Below are 20,729 nucleotides of genomic sequence, written 5' to 3'. Positions count from 1 at the left end.
CTCGTCTCGGGCTGACCGTCACTTCGTGCGAAACCGCGTCCGCGGCGGTCGGGTCAGGTAGCGGTGGGATCCTCGTCGGTAGGTTCGGACGTTCCCGTCGGCGGGCCATCGGACGCGCCGCCGAGCAGTCTCGCCGCGTCGGTCCGACCTCGCCGGGTGCCGGTCTGGTACGAGCTCATCATGCGGCGCACCTGCTCCGGCGGACGTACCACGTCGTCGTCGTCGGTCTCGCTGGCCGTCGGGTCGTCGCGCAACTCGGGGACGATGTTCGCCTGCCGCACCCGGACCGGCAGGCCCGAGTGGGTGCGGTCCGTTTCGGCCCCGGCGGGCACCGGCCCGTCGCCGAGAGCGGGCTCGACGACGCTGTCCGCCCGCTGCGAACGGTTGACGGCGGGTTCGACGGCGCTGTCCGCCCGCCGGGAAGCATCAACGGCCGGCAGGCCGGTGGGCACCGTGGGGGCTTCCAGGGCGGGCTGCCCCAGGGCCCGGCGGGCACGGATCGGCAACTCCGGCGTATCGGTCGCCGGCGTCGTCCGCTGTCGGGTGGGTAGACCGGCCTCCACGACGCTCCCCTCCCCCGGCTGTGTCGCGGTGCTGTCCGCGGCCAGCGGGTCGGTCTGGTCCACCGGATCCGGCGTGCCCTGTGCCGCCGAGCCCGGTACGTGTGGTGCGGTGGCCAGCGCGACCGGCGCGAGGATGGCCGGTCGGCCGCCGCTGTCCGCGTCGAGAGCGGGAGTGCCGCTCGCCGTCGACGGCAGTGCGATGGCCGGGGACCCGGTCCGCATCTCGCCGGAGTCCTCCGCGCCCGGACCGGTCTCGGCGACCAACTCGCGCGGGATCAGCACGACCGCCGTGGTGCCGCCGTACGCGGACTCCTTGAGCCGGACCCGTACGCCGTGCCGCTCGGTCAGTCGGCTCACCACGTAGAGCCCCAGCCGGGCGGCGTTGGCGAGGTTCAGCTCGGACTGGTCGACGATGCGGTGGTTCGCGGCGGCCAGGTCCTCCTCGCTCATGCCGAGGCCCCGGTCCTCGATCTCCAGGGCGAACCCGTTGGCCACCAACTGGCCGCGAACCTCCACCGTGGTGTGCGGCGGCGAGAACGACAGGCCGTTCTCGATCAGCTCGGCGAGCAGGTGGATGATGTCGCCGACCGCGCGGCCGGCGAGTGAGACCGGCCCGAGTGGCAGCACGTTGACGCGCGTGTAGTCCTCCACCTCGGCGACCGCGCCACGCACCACGTCGACCATCGGCACGCTGCGCCGCCACGCCCGCCCCGGCGTGGAGCCGGAGAGCACGATCAGGTTTTCCGCGTTGCGCCGCATCCGGGTGGCCAGGTGGTCGACCCGGAACAGGTCCTCCAGCTCTTCCGCATCGTGCTCGCGCCGCTCCATCGCGTCGAGCAGGGTGAGCTGGCGGTGCACCAACGCCTGCGTACGCCGAGCCAGGCTGAGGAAGACCTCGCGGACGTTGCGCCGCAGCTCGGCCTGCTCGACGGCGGTGCGGATCGCGGTCTCCTGGACCGCGTTGAAGGCCTTGCCGACCTGGCCGATCTCGTCGGTGCCGAACTCCAGGGGTGGCGCCTCGGTAGCCACGTCGACCTCTTCGCCGCGACCGAGCCGCTCGACCACACCGGGCAGCCGCTCGTTGGCGAGGCGGAAGGCCGCCCCGCGCAGCCGTTCCAGTTGCCGCACCAGGGCGCGGGCGGTGGTGATGGACACGATGATCGACGCGATGACGGCGAGCAGACCGAGGCCGGTGGCCAGCGCCAGCCGGACGACGACGCCGACGGCGACCGGGGTGGCGCGGTCGACGACGCCGTCACCGCCGGCCAGCACGACCGCACGGATCTCGGTGAGCGCCGGGCCGGTGGTGTCGCCCCACTCCGTCGCCGTGAGCGGCGGGCGGCCGGCACCAGCGCCCTGCATGACCTGGGTCTCCAGGACGGTCAGCCGGGTGAAGGTGGGCCCCGTCGACATCGCCTGGTAGCGACCCTGGTCACTGGCGGGGAGCCGGACCAGCGCCGAGGAGGCGGCGAACTGCCGGGCACCGACGATCCGGGTGAACTCCGCCCGCTCGGCCGCGGTGATCCGCCCGGCGGCCAGCACACCGGCCAGCAGCGCGTCCTCCTGGGACAGCAGCTCCCGAGACCGGTTGAGGCCGATCAGCGCGGCGGTGTCCTCGGCGACCTGGTCGTCGTCGAGGTTGCCGAGCACGTCGTACACCCGGTAGATCGACTCGATCACGCCGGTGAAGGTCGCGATGGCCCCGGCCCGGTCGATGCTGCGGTCGTCGACCGCCGTGCGGGTCTTGTTCAAATCGTTCAGGCCGGTGATGAGAGCCTTGATCCGCTGGTCGAGGGCGTCACTGCCCAGCGTGCCGACCTGCCAGTCCTCGGTGGACCTGGTGAACGTCGCGGCCAGCTCGTCGGTGCGCTGCCGCAGTTGGGCCAGCGCGGCGCGCTGCGCCTCGTCGGGCTGGCCGAGGTAGGTCAGCGACGCCCGACGCTCCGACTGCAACTGCAACAGCAGCGGCTCGGTGGGATCGAACACCTTGGTGTCCAGCGTCTGCACACCGAGCAGGTTGACCCCGTCCCGGACGGTGACCCAGGCCGTGAAGCCCCAGAGCGCGACAAGCGAGACGAGAAGAGCAACAACCTTGGTACGCAGATTCGTACTGCGGGAACCCATTACACCGTCCCTGGCGCGGCCTGTGTGATTGTTCAGTCAGGAGTGCGTCATGCACGCATCGACCCCGGCGCACGCTAGCAGCGTCCGGGGCCAATGCTCAAGCGCTGCCGATCATGTGACCACCGTACGGACGCGCGACGGCGACCGGGCCCGAGCTGTTGACCAGGTCGGACCTGGTTATCGCCAACTGCCGGGCGGCGAGGACTGCCGCACGGACGATCAGCACGGGGGCGTAGAGATCCTTGTCATGCCACAGTGGAGGATGCTCGTCGCGATCGTCCACTTCGGCCAGACGACGCAGCCCACGGCCGATCGCCTCCGGCACCCCCGGGCGCGCCGGTCGACGCACCCCGAGCAGCACGTGCAGGGCGTACGCCGTCTCCTCCGCGGTGCCCGCCCAGCGCCCCCAGGCCCCGTCCGCCCGCTGGGTGGCGACCAACCAGTCCACGGCCCGGTCCACCGCCGGTCCGGCGATGTCGGCCGGGGCGTAGGTGTCCAGGGCCGCCACGACGCAGGACGTGGCGTAGTACGGCGACGCGTGCCAGCGGTCGGCCCAGGAGCCGTCGGGCTGTTGCTCGTCGCCCAGCCACCCGGCCAACGCCACCACCCGGTCGGCGTAGCGGCTCGCACCCGCCGACGTGTGCCGGGCGTGCCAGCCGAGTGCCTCCAACACGTGCGCGTTGGTGGTGACCGACCGGCCATCCTCCCCCTGCCAGGTGCAGAAGTGGGTGCCGAGGTCGAAGTGCAGCAGGCTCGCCGGGTCCACCGGGTGACCGAAGCGGGCGAGCGCGTAGAGCGTGACCGAGGTGGTGTCCGCGTCGGCGGGTAGCCCCGGCCCGGTCGGTGTGCCCTGCGGCCCGAGCGCGGCGGTCAACTCGGCGACCAGCTTCGGGGCGGGCCGGACCGGCACTCCCGCTCGCGCCAGGTTGCTCAGCGCCCAGGCCCGCTCGAACACGGTGATCGGCGTACAGCAGGGCACCGGCCCGTCGAGAGGGCCGACAGCATCGCGCAGGTAGGCCAACGTCTCCGGGTCGGCGCCGGGCGTCGCCGGGTCGCCGATCCAGGCGGCGGTCGCCGCCGGTGACGCGCCGACGGCCCCGGCGACCGGGGACACGCCAGCGTGCCGGCGCGCGACCAGCCCGAGCACCTCGAAGGCGTGCACCAGCTTCTGCGGCACCGGACGTCCGCTGCCCACCAGCGCGCGTACCGCGTCGAGCCGCCGTCGGTCCCCGCCGGGCAGGGCACGGAGCCCGTCGGCGAACCTCCGGTCGTCGCGGGTGGCGAAGAACGCGAGGTGGTCGTTGATCCGCTCCACCAGGGCCGGCACGATGAGATCGGCCGCCGGTGTGTCCGGGAGCGGAGTGCCCCTGCCGAGCCAGTCGGCGAGCACCTCCAACCCGCGGGTGGCCGCGGCGGCCAGCGGGTCTCCGACGGAGTCCTCGGTGCCCCGCAGCGTGCTGAGCAGCGCCTCCACCGCGCTCACCGTCGGCACCACGGCGTAGCCGCCGGCACCACCCCAACCGCCGTCGGCCCGCTGGGCGTCCAGCAGATACCGCAGCCGTCGGTCGTGACCGGTGAGCCACGGTGCGTCGGCGACGACCCGGCCGGTCTCGTACACCGACGGGCTGACCCGGCCCGCCGGCTCCAGCACCAGGGCGGCGAGCAACTCCCGGGCCGACGCGGCCACCGCCGACTCGTCGCGGGCACCGGTGGCCGGCGCGGGGGTCACGACACGCCCCAGAAGTCGGTCGACCCGTAGAAGCCCGTGCTGAAGCCGATCTGCCGGGCGAGGTAGTCGGCCGGCACCGGGCAGGTGGCGCGTAACGGGTCGAGCAGGTCGCGGGCGTACGCCACCAGCTCGGTGATCCGCCGCTCGACGTCGGCCCGCTCCGGCACCACCATCAACGCGTTGAGGTCACCCCACCGCTTGTCGCGCTCGAAGCTGGCCAGGTCGTTGACCAGCCGGATGATCCGTTGCACCTGGTCACTGGCCGCCACGAGCGCGTCGAGGTGGGCCAGCGTCGCGGGATCGTCGGAGTGGATCCAGTGCGCGACGTTGACCACCGTGCAGGCGAGGTTCGCCGCGTTGGCCAGGTACTCGTCGAGGGTGGGCAGCACGCCGGTGTCGGCGCTCTGCTTCCAGTCCCACTCCCGCGCCATGGCGTCGAACATCGTCCGCAACTCGCTGCGCCACACCGCCCCGTGGGTCGCGTACGCCGGCACGGCGGCCAGTTCGTCGCGCAACTCGGCGAGGAAGCGGCCGAGGGAGTCGTCTTCGGCCGGTGACCCACCCGCGGCCACCGCGAGGCAACCCGCCGTCAACCGATCGATCTCGTCGCGGCTGCGCGCCTCGTGGTCGACGAGCCAGTCGACCGCGAAGCCCCAGAGCACGGCCCGGTTCGTGACGCGCAACTGGTCGAGGTCACACCAGGGCGCCCCGAACGCGATGGCCATCGCGACGTTGCCGAACAGCGCCGGGTCGAACGGTCGCGCCGGGAAGAGATCGGGGTACGCGGCGGCACGCTCGGCCAGGTCACGTTGGCCCTTCGCGGCGAGTGCGCAGATCCGGCCCTGCTCCGCGGCCAGCGCCATCTGGTCGCCACCGACGGCCGGCGGCGACGCGAGCTTCGCGGTCATGCCGAGCCGCCCCGTACCGGCCGCAGGGTCACCTCGACCCGTTGAAGGGGACGCAGCGCGGCGGCAACCTTGATGCCGGGCACGGCCTGCCGTCGCAGGCTGAAGCGGAACCGGCTCAGCACGGTGGCCACGATCAGCGTCGCCTCCAGGTAGAACAGGTACATGCCGATGCACTGGTGCGGGCCGCCGCCGAAGGGGAAGTGCGCGTACCGGTGCCGGTGTCGGACCTGCTCGGGGTCGAAGCGGTCGGGGTCGAACACGTCGGGCCGGTCCCAGAAGGCGGACATCCGGTGGGTGATCAGCGGGCTGACCACGAGCGTGGCGCCGGCCTCGATCCGGACGCCGCCGATCACGTCTTCCTCCACCGCCGAGCGTGGGAAGAGCCAGCCGATCGGGTAGAGCCGCAGCAGCTCGTCGAGCACCTGTCGGGTGTAGCGCAGCTCGCGCAGGTGCTCACGTCGGACCGGCGCGTCACCGACCACCCGATCGATCTCCTCGTACAGTCGCCCGGCGATCTGCTCGTCCTGGGCGATGTGCGGCCAGAGCCAGGTCAGGACGCTGATCGTGGTCTCGGTGGTGGTGGCGACCATGGAGACGGTGTCGTCGCGGACCTGCCGCTCGTCGAGCCGCCCACCGGCCTCCGTGCGACCCCGCCACAACGTGGAGATGATGTCGTCGCCGTCGGTCTCGGCCGTCTCCCGGGCCGCGCGCACGATCGGGAGCAGCGTGTCGTCGATGACCTGGACGGCACCACGGAAGGCCCGGTCGCCGGGCATCGGCATGGCCAACGGCGCCCACGGCACCATCAGCCGCGGCATCACCGACGAGGCGATCGCGTCCTGCGCCTGCATGATGCGCATCGCCTGCGGCACCGAGATCTTGTCGGCGAAGAAGACCCGCATGATCGCCGAGCAGACGATCCGGGCCTGGACGGTGCCCATGTCGACGGGCTGACCGGTGCGGGCCGGCTCGTCGAGCTCGTCGACGGCATCCTCGATCGCCTCGGCCAGCCGGTCCACCAGCGAGTCGACCCGCCGAGCGGTGAACAGCGGCAGGAGCACGTGGCGGCTGTTCTTCCAGTATTCGCCGTCGCTGAGGATGCCGTCACCGAACAACCGCTTCAGCGGGCGCCACTGCAGACCGTCACCGGCGCGAACGTAGTTGTCGGACTTCTCGCGCAGAACCCGTTGCAGGTGCTCCGGTCGGGTGACCAGGTAGGGCCGGAACGCACCGAGGCTGAGCTTCACCACCTCGCCCTGTGACCGTTCGCCCATCTCGACCAGGGTGCGGGCCGGATCGCGGAACAGGTTGGGCACCACGTGGCGCAGCGGGACCGAGCCCGCTCGGCGTGGCTGAACCGGCACGGTCTGAGGTGCTACCACGGGAACTGACACTCCCTTGTGGATACTCGGTGTCGCGGAACGACTATGCGGAGTTAGGTATTCTTGGAGCATGCCATCGGGTAACCGATTTCTTCTAGGCGCAGTACGTGAAATTTTCATGCGCAAGGATTGTGTTTCCGGAGAATCGGAGCGCAGAAATGAGCGCACGCGGTGGATGTCGCAGGTGACGGCGGTCGGGATCCCGGACCGGCGGGGGTGATCTTCGATAGTGATGAACGTCACTTGTTGTCCGCCGGTCGGGCCCGCGCGAGGAATCACCGGTTCGGCCCCGCCCGACCCGCGCCCCGCACGCCGACCCGGCGGAACGACCGAATCCGGGCGATGCCCGGCACCCTGTGCCAGGCTCTTGTCATGGACGACAAGACCATCCTGAACCGGATCACCGAGCTGGTCGACGAGGAACACAAGCTGCGGGCGGACGCCCAGGCCCACGAGTCGGGCACCGAGGGCGAGACCAGCGAGCGGCTGCGCGCCCTGGAGGAGTCCCTCGACCAGTGCTGGGACCTCCTGCGCCGCAGGCGGGCCGCCCGGGACACCCACGGTGACCCGGACGCACAGGGCGAACGGCCCAAGCCCGAGGTGGAGCGCTACCTACAGTAACCGTGGCGGGTCGGGCGGCCCGCGCCGCCCGACCCGCACCGATCAGCGCAGGCCCGCCTCGTGCAACAGCTCGCCGGTCAGCGCGGCGGGGTCGGCCTGCTCGGCGGGAAGACCCCGGGCCGCGAACCAGGCGCCGACCACCCGCACGTCCCGGGCCAGGAACTCCGGCCCCTGCGGGTTCGCCACCACGTCGACCACCTGCGGCAGGTCGATCACCACCAGTCGACCCCGGTGGACGAGCAGGTTGTACGGCGACAGGTCGCCGTGGGCGTAGCCGGCCCGCGCCAGCACCCGCAGCGCCTCCACCAGTTGTGCCCACAGGTCGCGCAGCTCGGCCGGGCCGGGTCGCAGCTGGGCCAGTCGGGGTGCCGCCTCCCCGGACTCGGCGTCGCCGACAAACTCCAACATCAGCTCGGTGCCCCGCAGTTGCACGGGGTACGGCACGGCGATCCGGTCGTTCCCGGCGCTGATCTCCCAGAGCCGGGCCAGGGCGGCGAACTCGGCGGCCGCCCACTGCCCGGCGATCATCTGCCGGCCGAACGCCGTCCGGCCGGCCATGGCCCGGTTCTCCCGGGAGCGGCGCACCCGGCGACCCTCCAGGTAGCCGGCGTCCCGGTGGAACAGCCGGTGCTCGGGGTCGCGGTAACGCTTGACCGCCAGCAGGCAGGACCGGTCGGTGTCGGGCACCGCCCGGCGGACCAGGTGGACGTCCGCCTCCTTGCCGGTCTTCAACACACCCAACTCGGTGTCCTTGGCGGCCAACTCGGTGACGAGCCAGTCGGGGTGCGGCTCGGGTCCGTGGACGGCGTCGTCCCAGGACGACCAGCGCTCGCCGGTGGCCGGGTCAGGGTCGCTGTCCGGGTCTGCGGGCGGCTCGGTGTGCCGCCCGCGCTTCAGAAACTGCGGTTCGTCGTCGTCGAAGCGGCTCTTGCCGCGGCTCCGGCGCTCCAGCGCCGGAAGGTCGTGATCGCGCACTGTGGTGAGGTTCCCTTGGTCGAGGCTGAGAAAGGCAGCTGGAAGCGACAGGCGAAGACAGCCACGGCTGACCTCCTTCTCCCTCGACCGGACACACGCCCGGGGTGCACCATGCGCCGACAATGCTCGTCGCGGCGCGTCGACCGGTCAACCGAATTACCGAGTCCCGCCCGCGCGGCGGGCGTTAGCGGGCGAGGATGGTGGCGACCGCGGCGATCAGCCCGTCCACGGTGCGGCTGGGCGCGAACCGGACGTCCGACCAGGTGCGACCCCGGTGTAGCCAGACGCTGGGCAGCCCGACCGCGGCGGCGCCGCCGATGTCGGCCTCCGGGCTGTCGCCGACCACCCAGGCACCGCGCAGCGGCATCCGTACCCGCTGGGCGGCAAGGGCGAAGATCCGCGGGTTGGGCTTGCTGACCCCGGCCTCCTCGGAGATCACCCAGTCCGCGACGTAGCGGTCCAGGCCGGTCCGGCGGATCTTGGCGTCGTCGACGCGTAGCGTGCCGTTGCAGACCACCACCGGCACCCAGCCGGCGTCGTCGGCGATCCGCAGCGCGCAGGCGGTCAGCGGGTCGAGCCGGGTCTGCTCCACCACCCCGTCGTGCAGGTCCTCCACCAGGTCGATCGAGGGGATGCGCAGCTCGTAGCGGTCCCGGATGGCGTCGGCGAGGTCCCAACGGTCGGTCAGCCCGTCGGCGTCGATCGAGATCAGCCAGTCGATGTCGGTGGGGGGCGCGCCGATGCCGTCCAGGAAGCGTTCACCCCAGCGGCGGAACGGCCCGGCCCGATCCAGCAGGGTGTTGTCCAGGTCCAGCAGGAGCAGTGGCACTCGGGCACCCTACGGGACCGACGTGTCCGCCAACAGATGCAGCGGGTACCTACCTGACGATGTGCTCAGCCGGACATCGACGACCGGGGGCCGCCCTGGTCCGCGAGTCGATCGGCGAGCATCGAATGGGCCGATCGGGTGGCCGCGAGCGCGGCCGGGTCCAGCGTCGCCACCAGCACCTCCGTGCCCTCGTCGGCGCCCCGGGCCAGCACCCGTCCCTCTGGGTCGTAGATCGCGGCACCACCGTTGAACCGCCACGGGTCGACGCCGCCGACCGCGTTGGCGAAGACCACGAACATGGTGTTGTCCAGGGCTCGCGCCGCGTAGTAGAGGTCCCGGCGGTGCTCGGAGCCGGCCAGGTATCCGCTGGGGCACAGGTAACCGTGTGCGCCGTCGAGGGCGGCGGCCCGGCCGTGCTCCGGGAAACAGCCGTCGTAGCAGATGCCGAGCCCGAGTCGCCAGTCGTCGACGAGCAGCGTGGCACCCCGGTCGCCGGCGCGGAACAGCTCGCGCTCGCCGCCCCACAGTTGCTGCTTGTCGTAGCCGACCCGGACCGCGCCGGCCCGGTCGACCACCAGCGCGGCGATGGTCCGCCGTCGGTCCGGGTGTCGGGCGGCCGCACCGACAAGCGCGGTGACGCCGGCCTCGCGCGCCGCGACGCGCAGCGGGTCGAGCCGGGGATCCGCGACGTCACCGGCCGGATCGGCCGCGACGTCCGTGCCGGCCGGATCGGCGGCGAGGGTCGGCGGGTGGTACGCGCAGAGGAACAACTCCGGCAGGACGGCCACCCGGGCGCCCAGCTCACCGGCTTGGCGAACCAGACGTGCGGCGGCGACCGCGTTTCCGGCGACGTCACCCGGCGTGGGCGTCGCCTGGACGGTGGCCACGGTCAGCGGGGCGGTGGGCACGGGGTGGGGCGGGGTCACCGGGCGATGGTAGACGGCGACATTCCAAGCCGTACGTACGGTTTGCACGCCCCCGGGGTGACCTGCGACGATCGACGCGTGCCCAGAGTAAGCCAGGACCAGCTCGACGCGCGCCGGCAGGAGATTCTCACCGCCGCGCGGGCGTGTTTCGCCCGGCTCGGCTACGAGGGAGCGACAGTACGCCGCCTCGAGGAGGCCACCGGCCTGTCCCGTGGCGCGATCTTCCACCACTTCCGCGACAAGGACTCGCTCTTCCTGGCCGTCGCCGAGGACGATGCCGCCGCCATGGTCGAGACGGTGGCCCGCAACGGTCTGGTGCAGGTGATGCGCGACCTGCTCGCCCGCGCCATGTCGCCGGACACCACCGGCTGGCTGGGCAGCCAACTGGAGGTCTCCCGCCGGCTGCGCACCGACCCGGCGTTCGCCAAGCGCTGGGCCGAGCGGTCCGCCGCGATCGCCGAGGCGACCCGGGACCGGTTGGCGCGCCAGCGCGACGCCGGAGTGCTGCGCGAGGACGTCCCCATCGACGTGCTGGCCCAGTTCCTGGAGCTGGCCTACGACGGCCTGGTGCTGCACCTGGCGATGGGCCGACCGGCCGGTGACCTGGGGCCGGTGCTCGACCTCGTCGAGGAGGCCGTCCGCCGTCCCTGACGGCGTGGGCACCGGTCCGCCGGCCCTGGCGAGGCTGCTCCACAATGGGGCCGCCGAACCCTCCGGTGACAGGAGCAGTCGATGATCGTCAACGCCGCGTCGGGCGACACCTGGGGCATCCCCGGCTCGACCTTCCTCCGGTACTACCTCGTGGCGGCCGCCGTGGCGGTGGCGATCGTGGCCTACTACCGGATCCGCCCGCTGACCGCCCACGGGCGGACCACCCACGATCCGCTCGGGCCGCAGCAGGTCGCGTACCTCAATGGTGGCCCCCAACTCGCCATGAACGCCGCGCTGGGCGGGCTGCGCGGCGGCGGTGCGATCGCCGTGCGACCGGACCGTCGGCTGACCACCGTCGGCGCCGCGCCGACCGGGCTCACCCCGCTGGAACAAGGCATCCACTGGGCCGCCCACCACCACTCGCGGGTCCGGGACCTGCGGCAGCATCGACACGTACGCTCCGCGCTGGACCAGATCCGCAAAGACCTGGAGCAGCGCGGGTTGCTGACGAGCCACAGGCAGCGGGAAGGTTACGGCTTCTGGATCGCGTTCCTGGCCATCCTGCTGGTCTTCGGTGTGTTCCGGTTGATCTCCGGACTGGTCAACGGTCACCCGGTCGGTTACCTGCTGCTGACCCTGGTCCCGCTCCTCACCATCGTGCTGGTGCTGCGCCGGGCACCCCTGCAGACAAGGGCCGGACGCGCCGCGCTGCGCGACATCCGCCGCCAGCACACCCACCTCGCACCCGACTCCGCGCCTGCCTACGCCACCTACGGAGCGGCCGGCGCGGCGATGGGCGTGGCCCTGTACGGCACCGCCTCGCTCTGGGCGCTCGACCCCGGCTTCGCCGAGCAGGCCGAGATCCAGCGCCAGGCCATCTCCAGCAGCGGCGGTTCAACGGGCGGCTCCGACGGCTGGAGCGGCGGAGGCGACAGCTCCGATGGCGGCAGCTCCTGCGGTGGTGGAGGTGGCGGCTGCGGCGGTGGCGGCGGGTGCGGCGGATGACCGGGCCGTCCGGGGTGGGCATCGGCTGGCGGTCGGAGATCGCCGGCTTCGTGGCCGAGCTGCCGGGGCTGCGCTTCGTCGAGGTGGTGGCCGAGGCGGTGTCCGCCACCGGGCCGCTCCCACCCGGCCTGGCCGAGCTACGCGAGCGCGCGGTGACAGTCGTACCGCACGGGGTGCGGCTCTCGCTCGGCGGCGCGGAGCCGGTCGACCCGGCCCGGGTCGCGCACCTGGCGGCGGTGGCGCACCGTCTGGACGCGCCGCTGGTCAGCGAGCACATCGCATTCGTCCGAGCGGGCGGTCTGGAGGCCGGGCACCTGCTGCCGCTGCCGCGTAGCCGGGAGGCGGTCGCCGCGGTCTGCGCCAACGTGGCACGGGCACAGGCCGAGCTGCCGGTGCCGATCGCGCTGGAACCGATCGCCGCGCTTGTCGACTGGCCCGACGACGAGTTGGACGAGGCGGACTTCCTCACCGAGATCCTCGACCGCACCGGGGCGCTGTTGCTGCTGGACGTGGCGAACGTGCACGCCAACGCCCGCAACCGGGGCACCGACCCGCTGGCGTTGCTGGACCGGCTGCCGCTGGAACGCGTCGCGTACGCCCACGTGGCCGGCGGCGCGGAGCACGGCGGGTTCTACCACGACACCCACACCGACCCGGTGCCGTCGGCGGTGCTGGAGTTGGTCGACGCGCTCTGCGCACGGCACCGGCCCCCGGCGCTGCTGCTGGAACGCGACGGCCACTACCCGCCGGCCGCCGAGCTGCGCGCCGAACTGGACGCCCTGGCCGCCGCGGCGGGCTTCCCGGCCGTGACATGACTGGCCCACCCGACGGCGACGCCGCGCCCACGCCCCGCGCGGGGCTCGCCGAGCGGCAGGCCGAGCTGGTCGCGGCGCTGGTCGCCGGGGGTGCGCCACCGGCGGGGTTCGCGCCGGGCCCGCTGGCCGCGACCCGCGCGGCCCTGCTGCGCAAGCGGGCCGGCGAGGTGGCCCGGCAGTGGCCACTGCTCGCCGCCGGCCTCGGCGCCGGCTGGTCGACCACCTTCGCCGACTGGGCCGCCCGGCGACCCACCGCCGGATCACTGCGCGACGGTTGGGACCTGGCCCGCGAGCTGCGCGACCAGCAGGCGCTGCCCCCGGTGGCCGCCGAGGAGTTGGCCGTCCGGGAGGCCCGCCTGCGCTACGACGGGCGTGGCACGCCGCGTCCGCGCCGGACGCCGGCGGTGGGCCGCGCCGGCGGCGCCGTCGCGGTGCAGATCGCCGGCCGGGTACGCCTGCTGCGCCCCGCCCCACGGGTGTCCACCGTTGCTGGCGACGCCGTACCGGATGCGGCAGGATCGGAGTTATGGATCTCGGACTGACCGACCACGTGTACGTCCTCACCGGCGCCTCCCGCGGCCTGGGCTTCGCGACCGCGCGGTGCCTGGTCGCGGACGGGGCGCGGGTGGTGCTCTCGGCACGGGACCCGGACGCGGTGGCCGCCGCCGCGCAGCAGCTCGGCGGTCCCGAGCACGCCGTCGGGCTGACCGCCGACCTGGCCGACCCGGAGACGCCGGAGCAGCTCGTCGCCGCCGCCCGGGACCACTTCGGCCGGCTCGACGGCGCGCTGATCTCGGTCGGCGGGCCACCGGCGGGCAACGCCGCCGCGATCAGCGACGAACAGTGGCGGCTCTCCTTCGAGACCGTCTTCCTGGGCACCATCCGTGCGGTCCGCACGATCGCCGCCGCGCTGCCCGAGGGCGGTGCGATCGGGCTGGTGCTCTCCACCTCGGCCCGAGGTCCGGTGCCCGGCCTCGGCATCTCCAACGGCCTGCGGCCCGGCCTGGTCGGGGCCGCCAAGGACATCGCCGACGACTACGGTCCGCGCGGCGTACGGGTGGTCGGCCTGTTGCCCGGCCGGATCATGACCGATCGCAACCGGGAGCTCTTCGGGGCCACCGGCGACCCGGAGCGGGCCCGTGCCGAGGCGGAGGCCACCATCCCGCTGCGCCGCATCGGTGACCCGGCCGAGTTCGGCCGGGTGGCCGCGTTCGTGCTCTCCCCCGCCGCGAGCTACCTCACCGGCATCACCCTGCCGGTCGACGGCGGCGCGCTGCGCGGGCTGTGACCGCCGACAGGGCGCGACCTGCCCGTGCCGTGCCGTCGCCCGAGAAGGCCGAGCCTGACCACCCGGCCGTTGATCGACTCGGGTTCACGGAAACCGGGCGGTCGACGCGACCAGGACACGTCGACTTTCAGGAACCCGAGTCGATCAACGCGCGGCACACCACCCGACCCACCCCGGCGGATCTGGCGGCGGCGGCCGATCGGACCATTCCCGACGTGCTCGCGCCGGGGTTGGCGGTGCTCTTCGTCGGCATCAATCCGGGCCTCTGGTCGGCCGCGACGGGCTGGCACTTCGCCCGGCCCGGCAACCGGTTCTGGCCCGCCCTGCACCGGGGCGGGTTCACCCCCCGCCTGCTGCACCCGAGCGAACAGGGCGAGTTGCCCGCGCTCGGGCTCGGCATCACCAACATGGCCGCCCGGGCCAGCGCCCGCGCGGACGAGCTGAGCACCGAGGAACTTCTCGACGGCGCGGCGATCCTGACCGACAAGGTGGCCCGGTACCGGCCGCGCTGGGTGGCGGTGGTGGGGGTGACCGCGTACCGGATCGGTTTTCGACGGCCGAAGGCCACCTTCGGGCCGCAGCCGGAGTCGCTGGCCGGCGCCCGACTGTGGGTGCTGCCCAACCCGAGCGGCCTGAACGCACACTTCACCCCGGTCACCCTGGGCCTGGCCTTCGCCGAACTGCGCGTGGCGGCGGTCTGACCAGCGGTCGGCGACGAGCTTGTCGCGCGGCACGCGCACACCTACCCTCAGCGCAGACCGCGATGCCACCACAGTGGAGTGACAATGACGGATGTGTCCGCCGGCACGGCCCCGGGTTCGACAGTCGAGACCCCCGTTGAGGTGTCCACCGGGCCGATCCGAACGCTTGTCGGCATCCAGTTGTACAGCGTGGCGGCCTACCTCGCCGCGGCCGTCGTCCCCTACCTGTGGGCCCCCCGGCCGTACCCGCCGACCTGGACCTTCGTCCTGCCGGGCTGGCTGCTCGGCGTGCCGGGTTTCTACCTCACTCTGCTCGGGCCGGTGCCCGGCATCCTGCTCGCGGTGGTCGGGGTCGGTGTGCTGGTGGCGACGCGCCGCCGCTGCCCGGCGACCCTCTACCGGTGGTGCGTCGCCTCCACCGCTCTCGTCGCCGCCTACGGTGTGTTCGCCGGCACGCCGTTGGCCGGCACCATCGCGGCCTTCGTGGCCGACTGAGTCACGCGGGCCCGGAGTCGACGGCCCGCCCGCCGAACGTCAGTTGGCGGCGGCGGGCGGCAGCACCTCGTCGGCGCGGTACGTGCCCAGCGGCATGACCACCGGCTCGGGGCCGGTCGCGTCGACGAACGGCCTGGGCGAGTCGGCGACCGCGAACTGGGTGCGGTACAGCTCGGCGTAGAGCCCGCCGACCGCGACCAACTCCTCGTGCCGCCCCCGCTCGACGATCCGACCGCCGTCGAGGACCAGGATCTGGTCGGCGTCGCGCACGGTGGAGAGCCGGTGCGCGATCACCAGCGCGGTACGCCCGGCCAGCGCCACCGACAGCGCCCGCTGCACCGCCGCCTCGCTCTCCGAATCCAGGTGTGCGGTCGCCTCGTCGAGGATCACGATCGACGGGGCCTTGAGCAGCAGCCGGGCGATCGCGATGCGTTGTTTCTCGCCGCCGGAGAACCGGTAGCCGCGCTCGCCGACGGTCGTGTCCAGCCCGGCGGGCAGCGCGCGGACCAGGTCGGCGACCTGCGCGCCGGCCAACGCGGCCCAGATCTCGTCGTCGGTGGCGTCCGGCTTGGCGTAGCGAAGATTCTCGGCGATCGTCTCGTGGAACAGGTGCGAATCCTGCGTGACCACGCCGATCTCGTCGCGCAGGGACGCGAGCGTCGCGTCCCGCACGTCGACCCCGCCGACCAGCACCTGCCCGTCGGTGACGTCGTAGATCCGGGAGATGAGCATGGACAGCGTCGACTTGCCGGCGCCGGACGGGCCGACAAGCGCGACCATCTGCCCCGGCTCCACGCTGAACGAGACCCCCTTGAGCACCGGCTCGTTGACGGTGCGGTCCAGGGTGGCGACCTCCTCCAGGGAGGCCAGGGAGATCTCGGCGGCACTCGGGTAGCGGAACCGCACATCCCGGAAGTCGACCCGGCCGGCGCCCCGGGGCACCACCACCGCGTCGGGCTTCTCCACGATGCCCGGCTGCAGGTCGAGCACCTCGAAGACCCGGTCGAACGAGACAAGCGCGCTCATCACGTCCACCCGGACGTTGGAGAGCGCGGTGAGCGGGCCGTACAGGCGGGTGAGCAGCAGTGCGAGCGTCACGACGGTGCCCGCGCTGACGCCGCCGGTCACCGCGAGCCAGCCGCCGAGGCCGTAGGTGAGCGCCTGCGCCAGTGAGGCGACCAGCAACATCGCCACGAAGAACGTGCGGGAGTACATCGCGGACTGGATGCCGATGTCGCGCACCCGCTCGGCCCGCCCGGCGAACCGCTGGGCCTCGATCTCCGGCTGACCGAAGAGCTTCACCAGCAGCGCGCCGGCCACCCCGAACCGCTCGGTCATGGTGGCGTTCATCTTGGCGTCGAGGTTGTACGACTCGCGTGTGATGTCGGCCAGCCGCCGGCCCACCCGGCGGGCCGGGATGATGAAGATCGGCAACAGCACCAGCGAGAGCGCGGTGATCTGCCAGGAGAGGGTGAACATCACGGCGGCGGTGAGCACGAGTTGGATGACGTTGCTGACCACGCCGGACAACGTCGAGGTGAACGCCCGCTGGGCGCCGAGCACGTCGTTGTTGAGCCTGCTGACCAGGGCCCCGGTCTGGGTGCGCGTGAAGAACTGCAACGGCATCCGCTGCACGTGGTCGTAGACCCGGGTGCGCAGGTTGTAGATGATGCCCTCGCCGATCCGGGCCGAATACCATCGTTGGGCCAGCGAGAGCAGGGCGTCGGCGACCGCCAGCCCGGCGATGAACAGGGCCAGCCGCACCACGAGCCGGCCGGCCTCGGTGCCGCCCCGGTTGATCGCGTTGATGACGTCGCCGGCGAGCACCGGTGTGGCCACGCCGATGATGGCGGCCAGGACCACGGTGAACAGGAAGACGACGATGTCACGCCGGTAGGGCTGGGCGAAGGCCACGATCCGTCGGGCGACCCCGCGCTTGAGCCGGTGCGTGGAGACCTCGTCGCTGTTGCGCATCGCCCGGAGCATGCTCCACCCGGCCATGCCACCGCCGGACATCGGGTTGGACATCGCTCACCTCCGGGTCGTCGGACGGACTGCACCGTCAGGTCAATTCTCCCGACGAGTGTGACAACCTCGGTCGTAACCCGGATCTTCCCGCCCGGTCCTTACCTATTCTCCCTGGCCGGCCAGATCGCGCAGTCGGCGGGTCTGTGCCTCCCGCTCGGCGCGCTGCTGGTCGACGTGCGACCGCCCGGCCGCGCCCGCCAGCAACGCCTTGATCTCCACCACCGCGTCGCGGGCACCGGCGAGCAGCCCGGCGGTGAGGTCGCGGACCGCGCCGTCCAGCTCGGCTGGTGGCACCACCAGGGTCGCCAGCCCGATCCGGTCCGCCTCGGCGGCGTCCAGCCGGCGGCCGGTCGCGCAGATCTCCAGTGCCCGCGCGTAGCCGACCAGCTCCACGAGGCGCTTCGTGCCGGCCAGGTCGGGCACCAGGCCGAGGGTCACCTCAGCCATCGACATTTTCGCATCTGCCGCCAACACTCGCAGATCGCAGGCGAGCGCGAGCTGGAAGCCGGCGCCGATCGCGTGCCCCTGCACGGCCGCGACGGAGATGACGTCCGGGCGGTGCAGCCAGGTGAAGCCCGCCTGGAATTCCGCGATGCGCTCGGCGCACTCCTGCTCGGGCAGCGTGGCCAGCTCCGCGAAGGAGCCGGGACCGGAAGCGCCAGCCACCGCGAGGTCGAGGCCGGCGGAGAACGCACGCCCCTCGCCCCGGACCACCACCACCCGCACGTCGCCGGGCAGATCGCGGGAGAAGTCGCTCATCGCCCGCCACATCGCGGGTGTCTGGGCATTGAGCACGTCGGGCCGGCACAACGTCACCGTGGCAACCGGCCCGTCGCAGGTCAACCGAACCCCGGTCGCCTCGGTGGTCACCGGGCGGGCCGGGGCGTCGCGCTTGTCGACGACGCGGGGAGGCGGGTCACGCCTTCTTGCGGCGCCGGGCACCGCCGCGCTGACGCAGCTGCACCCCTGACTCGGTGAGCACTCGGTGGATGAACCCGTAGGAACGGCCGGTCGAGGCCGCCAACGCGCGGATGCTTTCCCCCGACGTGTACCGCTTTACCAGGTCCTTGGCGAGCGTCTGACGCTCGGCTCCGACGATCCGGCGACCCTTCTCAGTGCTGGTGGCTGTGCCAGTGGCTGCCATGCTGTGTCCTCACGTCCCAGACTGTGCGGTTCGGATACGGTCCCACCTATTAGACCGCCTCGAACGATCATGCGCCAGATATCAACTCTTCGCCAACCGACACGCTATGCAATGTCAGCTTCCCGATAGAGTGATCCTGGCAATCGACCTCGGGCGGCGTCCGGGCGTACCACCGCCGGATGCTGGCGGCTGCCGGCGACCCGTAGCCTTCGGTCGTGATCGACCTGCTGGGCACCGCGGCCGGAGCCGCCGTGGTCTTCGCCGCCACCGACATCGACGACATCGTCATCCTGACCCTGTTCTTCGTCGCGGCCCGCACCACCGGACGGCCCCACCCCTGGCAGATTGTCGCCGGTCAATACCTCGGCATCGGCGCGCTCGCACTGGCCAGCGCGGTGATCGCGGCTGGCCTGCTGGTGGTGCCGGACCCGTGGACGGGGCTGCTCGGGTTGCTGCCGATCGCGCTGGGCGTCCGCGCGCTGCGGGGTTCCGACGACGACGAGACCCCGGCGGTCGTCACCGGCATGCTCGGTGTGGCCGGCGTGACGATCGCCAACGGCGCCGACAACGTGGCCGTCTACGTGCCGGTGTTCCGAGCCGTCGGTGCCGCCGACAGTGCGGTGTTCCTGCTGGTCTTCGTGCTGCTGATCGCGCTCTGGTGCGCCGCCGGAGCCTGGTTGGGCGGGCACCGCAGGGTGGTGCGGCTGGTCGAACGCGCCGGCGCCTGGCTGGTGCCGACGATCTTCATCGGTGTCGGGGTGGTGATCCTGGTCAGCTCCGGCGTGCTCGGACGGCTCGTCGACCTGCTCGGCTGAGAGCAGGCCCACCCATCCCGGTCAGGCCAGCTCGACCAGCTCGAGCAGGTCGTCGCTCCAGGCGTCCTCGTCGCCGTCGGGCAGCAGGATCGCGCGGTCCGGCTTGAGCGCCAGCACCGCGCCCGGGTCGTGGGTGACCAGGACGATCGCGCCCGGGTAGTTGGCGATGGCGTCGAGCACCTGCTCCCGGCTGACCGGGTCGAGGTTGTTCGTCGGTTCGTCGAGCAGCAGCACGTTGGCGCCGGAACAGACCAGGGTGGACAGGGCCAGCCGGGTCTTCTCGCCACCGGAGAGCACACCGGCCGGCTTGTTCACGTCGTCGCCGGAGAAGAGGAACGCGCCGAGGATCTTGCGCAGGTCGGTGTCGGACTGCTCGACCGCCGCGGCGCGCATGTTCTCCAACACGGTCCGCTCCACGTCCAGCGTCTCGTGCTCCTGGGCGTAGTAGCCCAGCCGCAGGCCGTGGCCCGCGTGCACCTCGCCGGTGTCCGGAGTGAGCAGCCCGCCGAGCATCCGCAGCAGGGTCGTCTTGCCGGCGCCGTTGAGCCCGAGGATGGCCACCCGGGAGCCCCTGTCCACCGCGACGTTGACGTCGGTGAAGATCTCCAGCGAGCCGTACGACTTGGACAGGCCGGTCGCGGTGAGCGGGGTCTTGCCGCACGGCGCGGGGTTGGGGAAACGCACCTTGGCCACCCGGTCGGCGACCCGCACCTCCTCCAGGCCGGAGATCAGCTTCTCGGCGCGGCGGGCCATGTTCTGCGCGGCCACGGTCTTGGTCGCCTTGGCCCGCATCTTGTCGGCCTGCGCCATCAACGCGCCGGCCTTCTTCTCCGCGTTGGCCCGCTCCCGACGGCGGCGCCGCTCGTCGGTCTCGCGCGCCTCCAGGTACGCCTTCCAGCCCAGGTTGTACACGTCGACGACGGAGCGGGTGGCGTCGAGGAACCAGACCTTGTTGACCACCGACTCCAGCAGCGCGCCGTCGTGGGAGATCACGATCAGGCCGCCCTTGTGGTTGGCGAGGAAGCCGCGCAACCAGGTGATCGAGTCGGCGTCGAGGTGGTTGGTCGGCTCGTCGAGCAGCAGGATGCCGCCGCCGTTCTCGCCCGCGTCGCGGAACAGGATCCGGGCCAGTTCGATGCGCCGGCGCTGGCCGCCGGAGAGGGTGCCGATGGTCTGGGCGAGCGCCCGGTCGGGCAGACCGAGGTTGGCGCAGATCCGGGCGGCCTCGGCCTCGGCGGCGTACCCGCCGAGCGCGGCGAACTGGTCCTCCAGCGCGCCGTAGCGCCGGACCAGCTTGTCGGTGGCGTCCTCGGCGAGGCGGGCCTCGATCTCCTGCATCTGGGACATCAGCACGTCCAGGCCGCGCGCGGAGAGCACCCGGTCGCGGCCGGTCACCTCCAGGTCGCCGGTGCGCGGGTCCTGCGGGAGGTAGCCGATGGCGCTGCGCTGGTCGATCTGGCCGGAGTAGGGCTGCCCCTCGCCGGCGAGCACCTTCAGCGTGGTGGTCTTGCCGGCGCCGTTGCGACCGACCAGGCCGATCCGGTCACCCGGCTGCACGCGCAGGGTGGTGTCGGACAGCAGGATCCGGGAACCGGCACGCAGTTCCAGGCCGGTGGCAGTGATCATCTCGTGGGACTCGCTCTCGGGGTCTGGAAGGCTGACTCACGGGCACGCGAAAGCGCCGGCGGGCGAAATGGGCCCGTCGGCGCGGGGCGGTTCAGCCTTCGCAG

20 protein-coding genes are annotated in these 20,729 nt (G+C 72.5%); 9 read left to right on the top strand and 11 right to left on the bottom strand.

Annotated elements, in window-relative coordinates; all coding sequences use genetic code 11:
• Nucleotides 1-53 precede the first annotated feature (53 nt).
• From AB0B57_RS16660 to AB0B57_RS16645, 4 genes are all read right to left on the bottom strand, one after another.
• Entirely contained in the window at nt 54-2,687 is a 2,634-nt protein-coding gene (locus AB0B57_RS16660; RefSeq protein WP_357069892.1) for a nitrate- and nitrite sensing domain-containing protein, read from the bottom strand.
• A gap of 97 nt (nt 2,688-2,784) precedes the next feature.
• The gene (locus AB0B57_RS16655) at nt 2,785-4,416 is read right to left on the bottom strand and encodes a prenyltransferase/squalene oxidase repeat-containing protein (protein WP_357069890.1); all 1,632 of its coding nucleotides are present in this window, start codon (nt 4,414-4,416) and stop codon (nt 2,785-2,787) included.
• Nucleotides 4,413-5,324: a terpene synthase family protein gene (locus AB0B57_RS16650; RefSeq protein WP_357069887.1), complete on the bottom strand. Its 912-nt coding sequence runs from the start codon at nt 5,322-5,324 to the stop codon at nt 4,413-4,415. Before AB0B57_RS16650 ends, AB0B57_RS16655 begins: the two co-directional genes overlap by 4 nt.
• Complete coding sequence (locus AB0B57_RS16645) at nt 5,321-6,598, bottom strand: cytochrome P450 (protein ID WP_357069953.1); 1,278 nt, start codon at nt 6,596-6,598, stop codon at nt 5,321-5,323. The genes AB0B57_RS16650 and AB0B57_RS16645 overlap by 4 nt, the downstream gene beginning before the upstream one ends.
• Nucleotides 6,599-7,078: 480 nt before the next feature.
• On the opposite strand from AB0B57_RS16645, the gene AB0B57_RS16640 reads away from it, so the two are divergent.
• Nucleotides 7,079-7,327: a DUF2630 family protein gene (locus tag AB0B57_RS16640; RefSeq protein WP_357069883.1), complete on the top strand. Its 249-nt coding sequence runs from the start codon at nt 7,079-7,081 to the stop codon at nt 7,325-7,327.
• Nucleotides 7,328-7,369: 42 nt separating this feature from the next.
• On the opposite strand, the gene AB0B57_RS16635 is transcribed toward AB0B57_RS16640, so the two are convergent.
• The 3 genes from AB0B57_RS16635 to AB0B57_RS16625 all read right to left on the bottom strand — a co-directional run bounded on the left by AB0B57_RS16635 (nt 7,370) and on the right by AB0B57_RS16625 (nt 10,057).
• Nucleotides 7,370-8,302: an RIO1 family regulatory kinase/ATPase gene (locus AB0B57_RS16635; RefSeq protein ID WP_357069881.1), complete on the bottom strand. Its 933-nt coding sequence runs from the start codon at nt 8,300-8,302 to the stop codon at nt 7,370-7,372.
• 184 nt (nt 8,303-8,486) lie between these two features.
• Nucleotides 8,487-9,131 carry an HAD family hydrolase gene (locus AB0B57_RS16630; RefSeq protein ID WP_357069879.1) on the bottom strand — a complete coding sequence of 215 codons (645 nt, stop codon included), beginning with the start codon at nt 9,129-9,131 and terminating at the stop codon, nt 8,487-8,489.
• A gap of 65 nt (nt 9,132-9,196) precedes the next feature.
• The gene (locus tag AB0B57_RS16625) at nt 9,197-10,057 is read right to left on the bottom strand and encodes a carbon-nitrogen hydrolase family protein (protein ID WP_357069876.1); all 861 of its coding nucleotides are present in this window, start codon (nt 10,055-10,057) and stop codon (nt 9,197-9,199) included.
• Between the two features lie 78 nt (nt 10,058-10,135).
• On the opposite strand from AB0B57_RS16625, the gene AB0B57_RS16620 reads away from it, so the two are divergent.
• From AB0B57_RS16620 to AB0B57_RS16590, 7 genes are all read left to right on the top strand, one after another.
• Nucleotides 10,136-10,708: a helix-turn-helix domain-containing protein gene (locus AB0B57_RS16620; protein ID WP_357069874.1), complete on the top strand. Its 573-nt coding sequence runs from the start codon at nt 10,136-10,138 to the stop codon at nt 10,706-10,708.
• 81 nt (nt 10,709-10,789) lie between these two features.
• A complete protein-coding gene (locus AB0B57_RS16615) occupies nt 10,790-11,713 on the top strand; it encodes a TIGR04222 domain-containing membrane protein (protein ID WP_357069871.1) in 924 nt (307 codons plus the stop codon).
• Nucleotides 11,710-12,528 (top strand): DUF692 domain-containing protein, encoded by an 819-nt coding sequence (locus AB0B57_RS16610; protein ID WP_357069868.1) that lies wholly within the window; start codon nt 11,710-11,712, stop codon nt 12,526-12,528. Before AB0B57_RS16615 ends, AB0B57_RS16610 begins: the two co-directional genes overlap by 4 nt.
• Nucleotides 12,525-13,070: a hypothetical protein gene (locus AB0B57_RS16605; RefSeq protein ID WP_357069865.1), complete on the top strand. Its 546-nt coding sequence runs from the start codon at nt 12,525-12,527 to the stop codon at nt 13,068-13,070. The genes AB0B57_RS16610 and AB0B57_RS16605 overlap by 4 nt, the downstream gene beginning before the upstream one ends.
• Nucleotides 13,055-13,816, top strand: a complete 762-nt coding sequence (locus tag AB0B57_RS16600) for an SDR family oxidoreductase (RefSeq protein ID WP_357069863.1) — start codon at nt 13,055-13,057, stop codon at nt 13,814-13,816. The genes AB0B57_RS16605 and AB0B57_RS16600 overlap by 16 nt, the downstream gene beginning before the upstream one ends.
• A 143-nt stretch (nt 13,817-13,959) precedes the next feature.
• Nucleotides 13,960-14,517 (top strand): G/U mismatch-specific DNA glycosylase, encoded by a 558-nt coding sequence (gene mug, locus AB0B57_RS16595; RefSeq protein ID WP_357069951.1) that lies wholly within the window; start codon nt 13,960-13,962, stop codon nt 14,515-14,517.
• Nucleotides 14,518-14,601: 84 nt separating this feature from the next.
• The gene (locus AB0B57_RS16590) at nt 14,602-15,012 is read left to right on the top strand and encodes a hypothetical protein (protein ID WP_357069861.1); all 411 of its coding nucleotides are present in this window, start codon (nt 14,602-14,604) and stop codon (nt 15,010-15,012) included.
• A 39-nt stretch (nt 15,013-15,051) separates the two neighbouring features.
• Here AB0B57_RS16590 and AB0B57_RS16585 read toward each other — a convergent pair whose 3' ends face one another.
• The 3 genes from AB0B57_RS16585 to AB0B57_RS16575 all read right to left on the bottom strand — a co-directional run bounded on the left by AB0B57_RS16585 (nt 15,052) and on the right by AB0B57_RS16575 (nt 18,184).
• Nucleotides 15,052-17,028: an ABC transporter ATP-binding protein gene (locus AB0B57_RS16585; protein ID WP_357069949.1), complete on the bottom strand. Its 1,977-nt coding sequence runs from the start codon at nt 17,026-17,028 to the stop codon at nt 15,052-15,054.
• Nucleotides 17,029-17,142: 114 nt separating this feature from the next.
• The gene (locus AB0B57_RS16580) at nt 17,143-17,910 is read right to left on the bottom strand and encodes an enoyl-CoA hydratase/isomerase family protein (protein WP_357069859.1); all 768 of its coding nucleotides are present in this window, start codon (nt 17,908-17,910) and stop codon (nt 17,143-17,145) included.
• Nucleotides 17,911-17,956: 46 nt separating this feature from the next.
• Nucleotides 17,957-18,184, bottom strand: a complete 228-nt coding sequence (locus AB0B57_RS16575) for a helix-turn-helix domain-containing protein (protein WP_007462679.1) — start codon at nt 18,182-18,184, stop codon at nt 17,957-17,959.
• 215 nt (nt 18,185-18,399) lie between these two features.
• Between AB0B57_RS16575 and AB0B57_RS16570 the strand changes: the two genes are divergently transcribed.
• Nucleotides 18,400-18,999 (top strand): cadmium resistance transporter, encoded by a 600-nt coding sequence (locus AB0B57_RS16570; RefSeq protein WP_357069857.1) that lies wholly within the window; start codon nt 18,400-18,402, stop codon nt 18,997-18,999.
• 21 nt (nt 19,000-19,020) lie between these two features.
• Here AB0B57_RS16570 and AB0B57_RS16565 read toward each other — a convergent pair whose 3' ends face one another.
• The gene (locus AB0B57_RS16565) at nt 19,021-20,625 is read right to left on the bottom strand and encodes an ABC-F family ATP-binding cassette domain-containing protein (protein WP_357069855.1); all 1,605 of its coding nucleotides are present in this window, start codon (nt 20,623-20,625) and stop codon (nt 19,021-19,023) included.
• Nucleotides 20,626-20,729: the final 104 nt, after the last annotated feature.

The sequence above is a fragment of the Micromonospora sp. NPDC049101 genome, from assembly GCF_040648675.1.
Classification (GTDB): domain Bacteria; phylum Actinomycetota; class Actinomycetes; order Mycobacteriales; family Micromonosporaceae; genus Micromonospora.
This window is presented reverse-complemented; position numbering and strand designations above follow the sequence as displayed.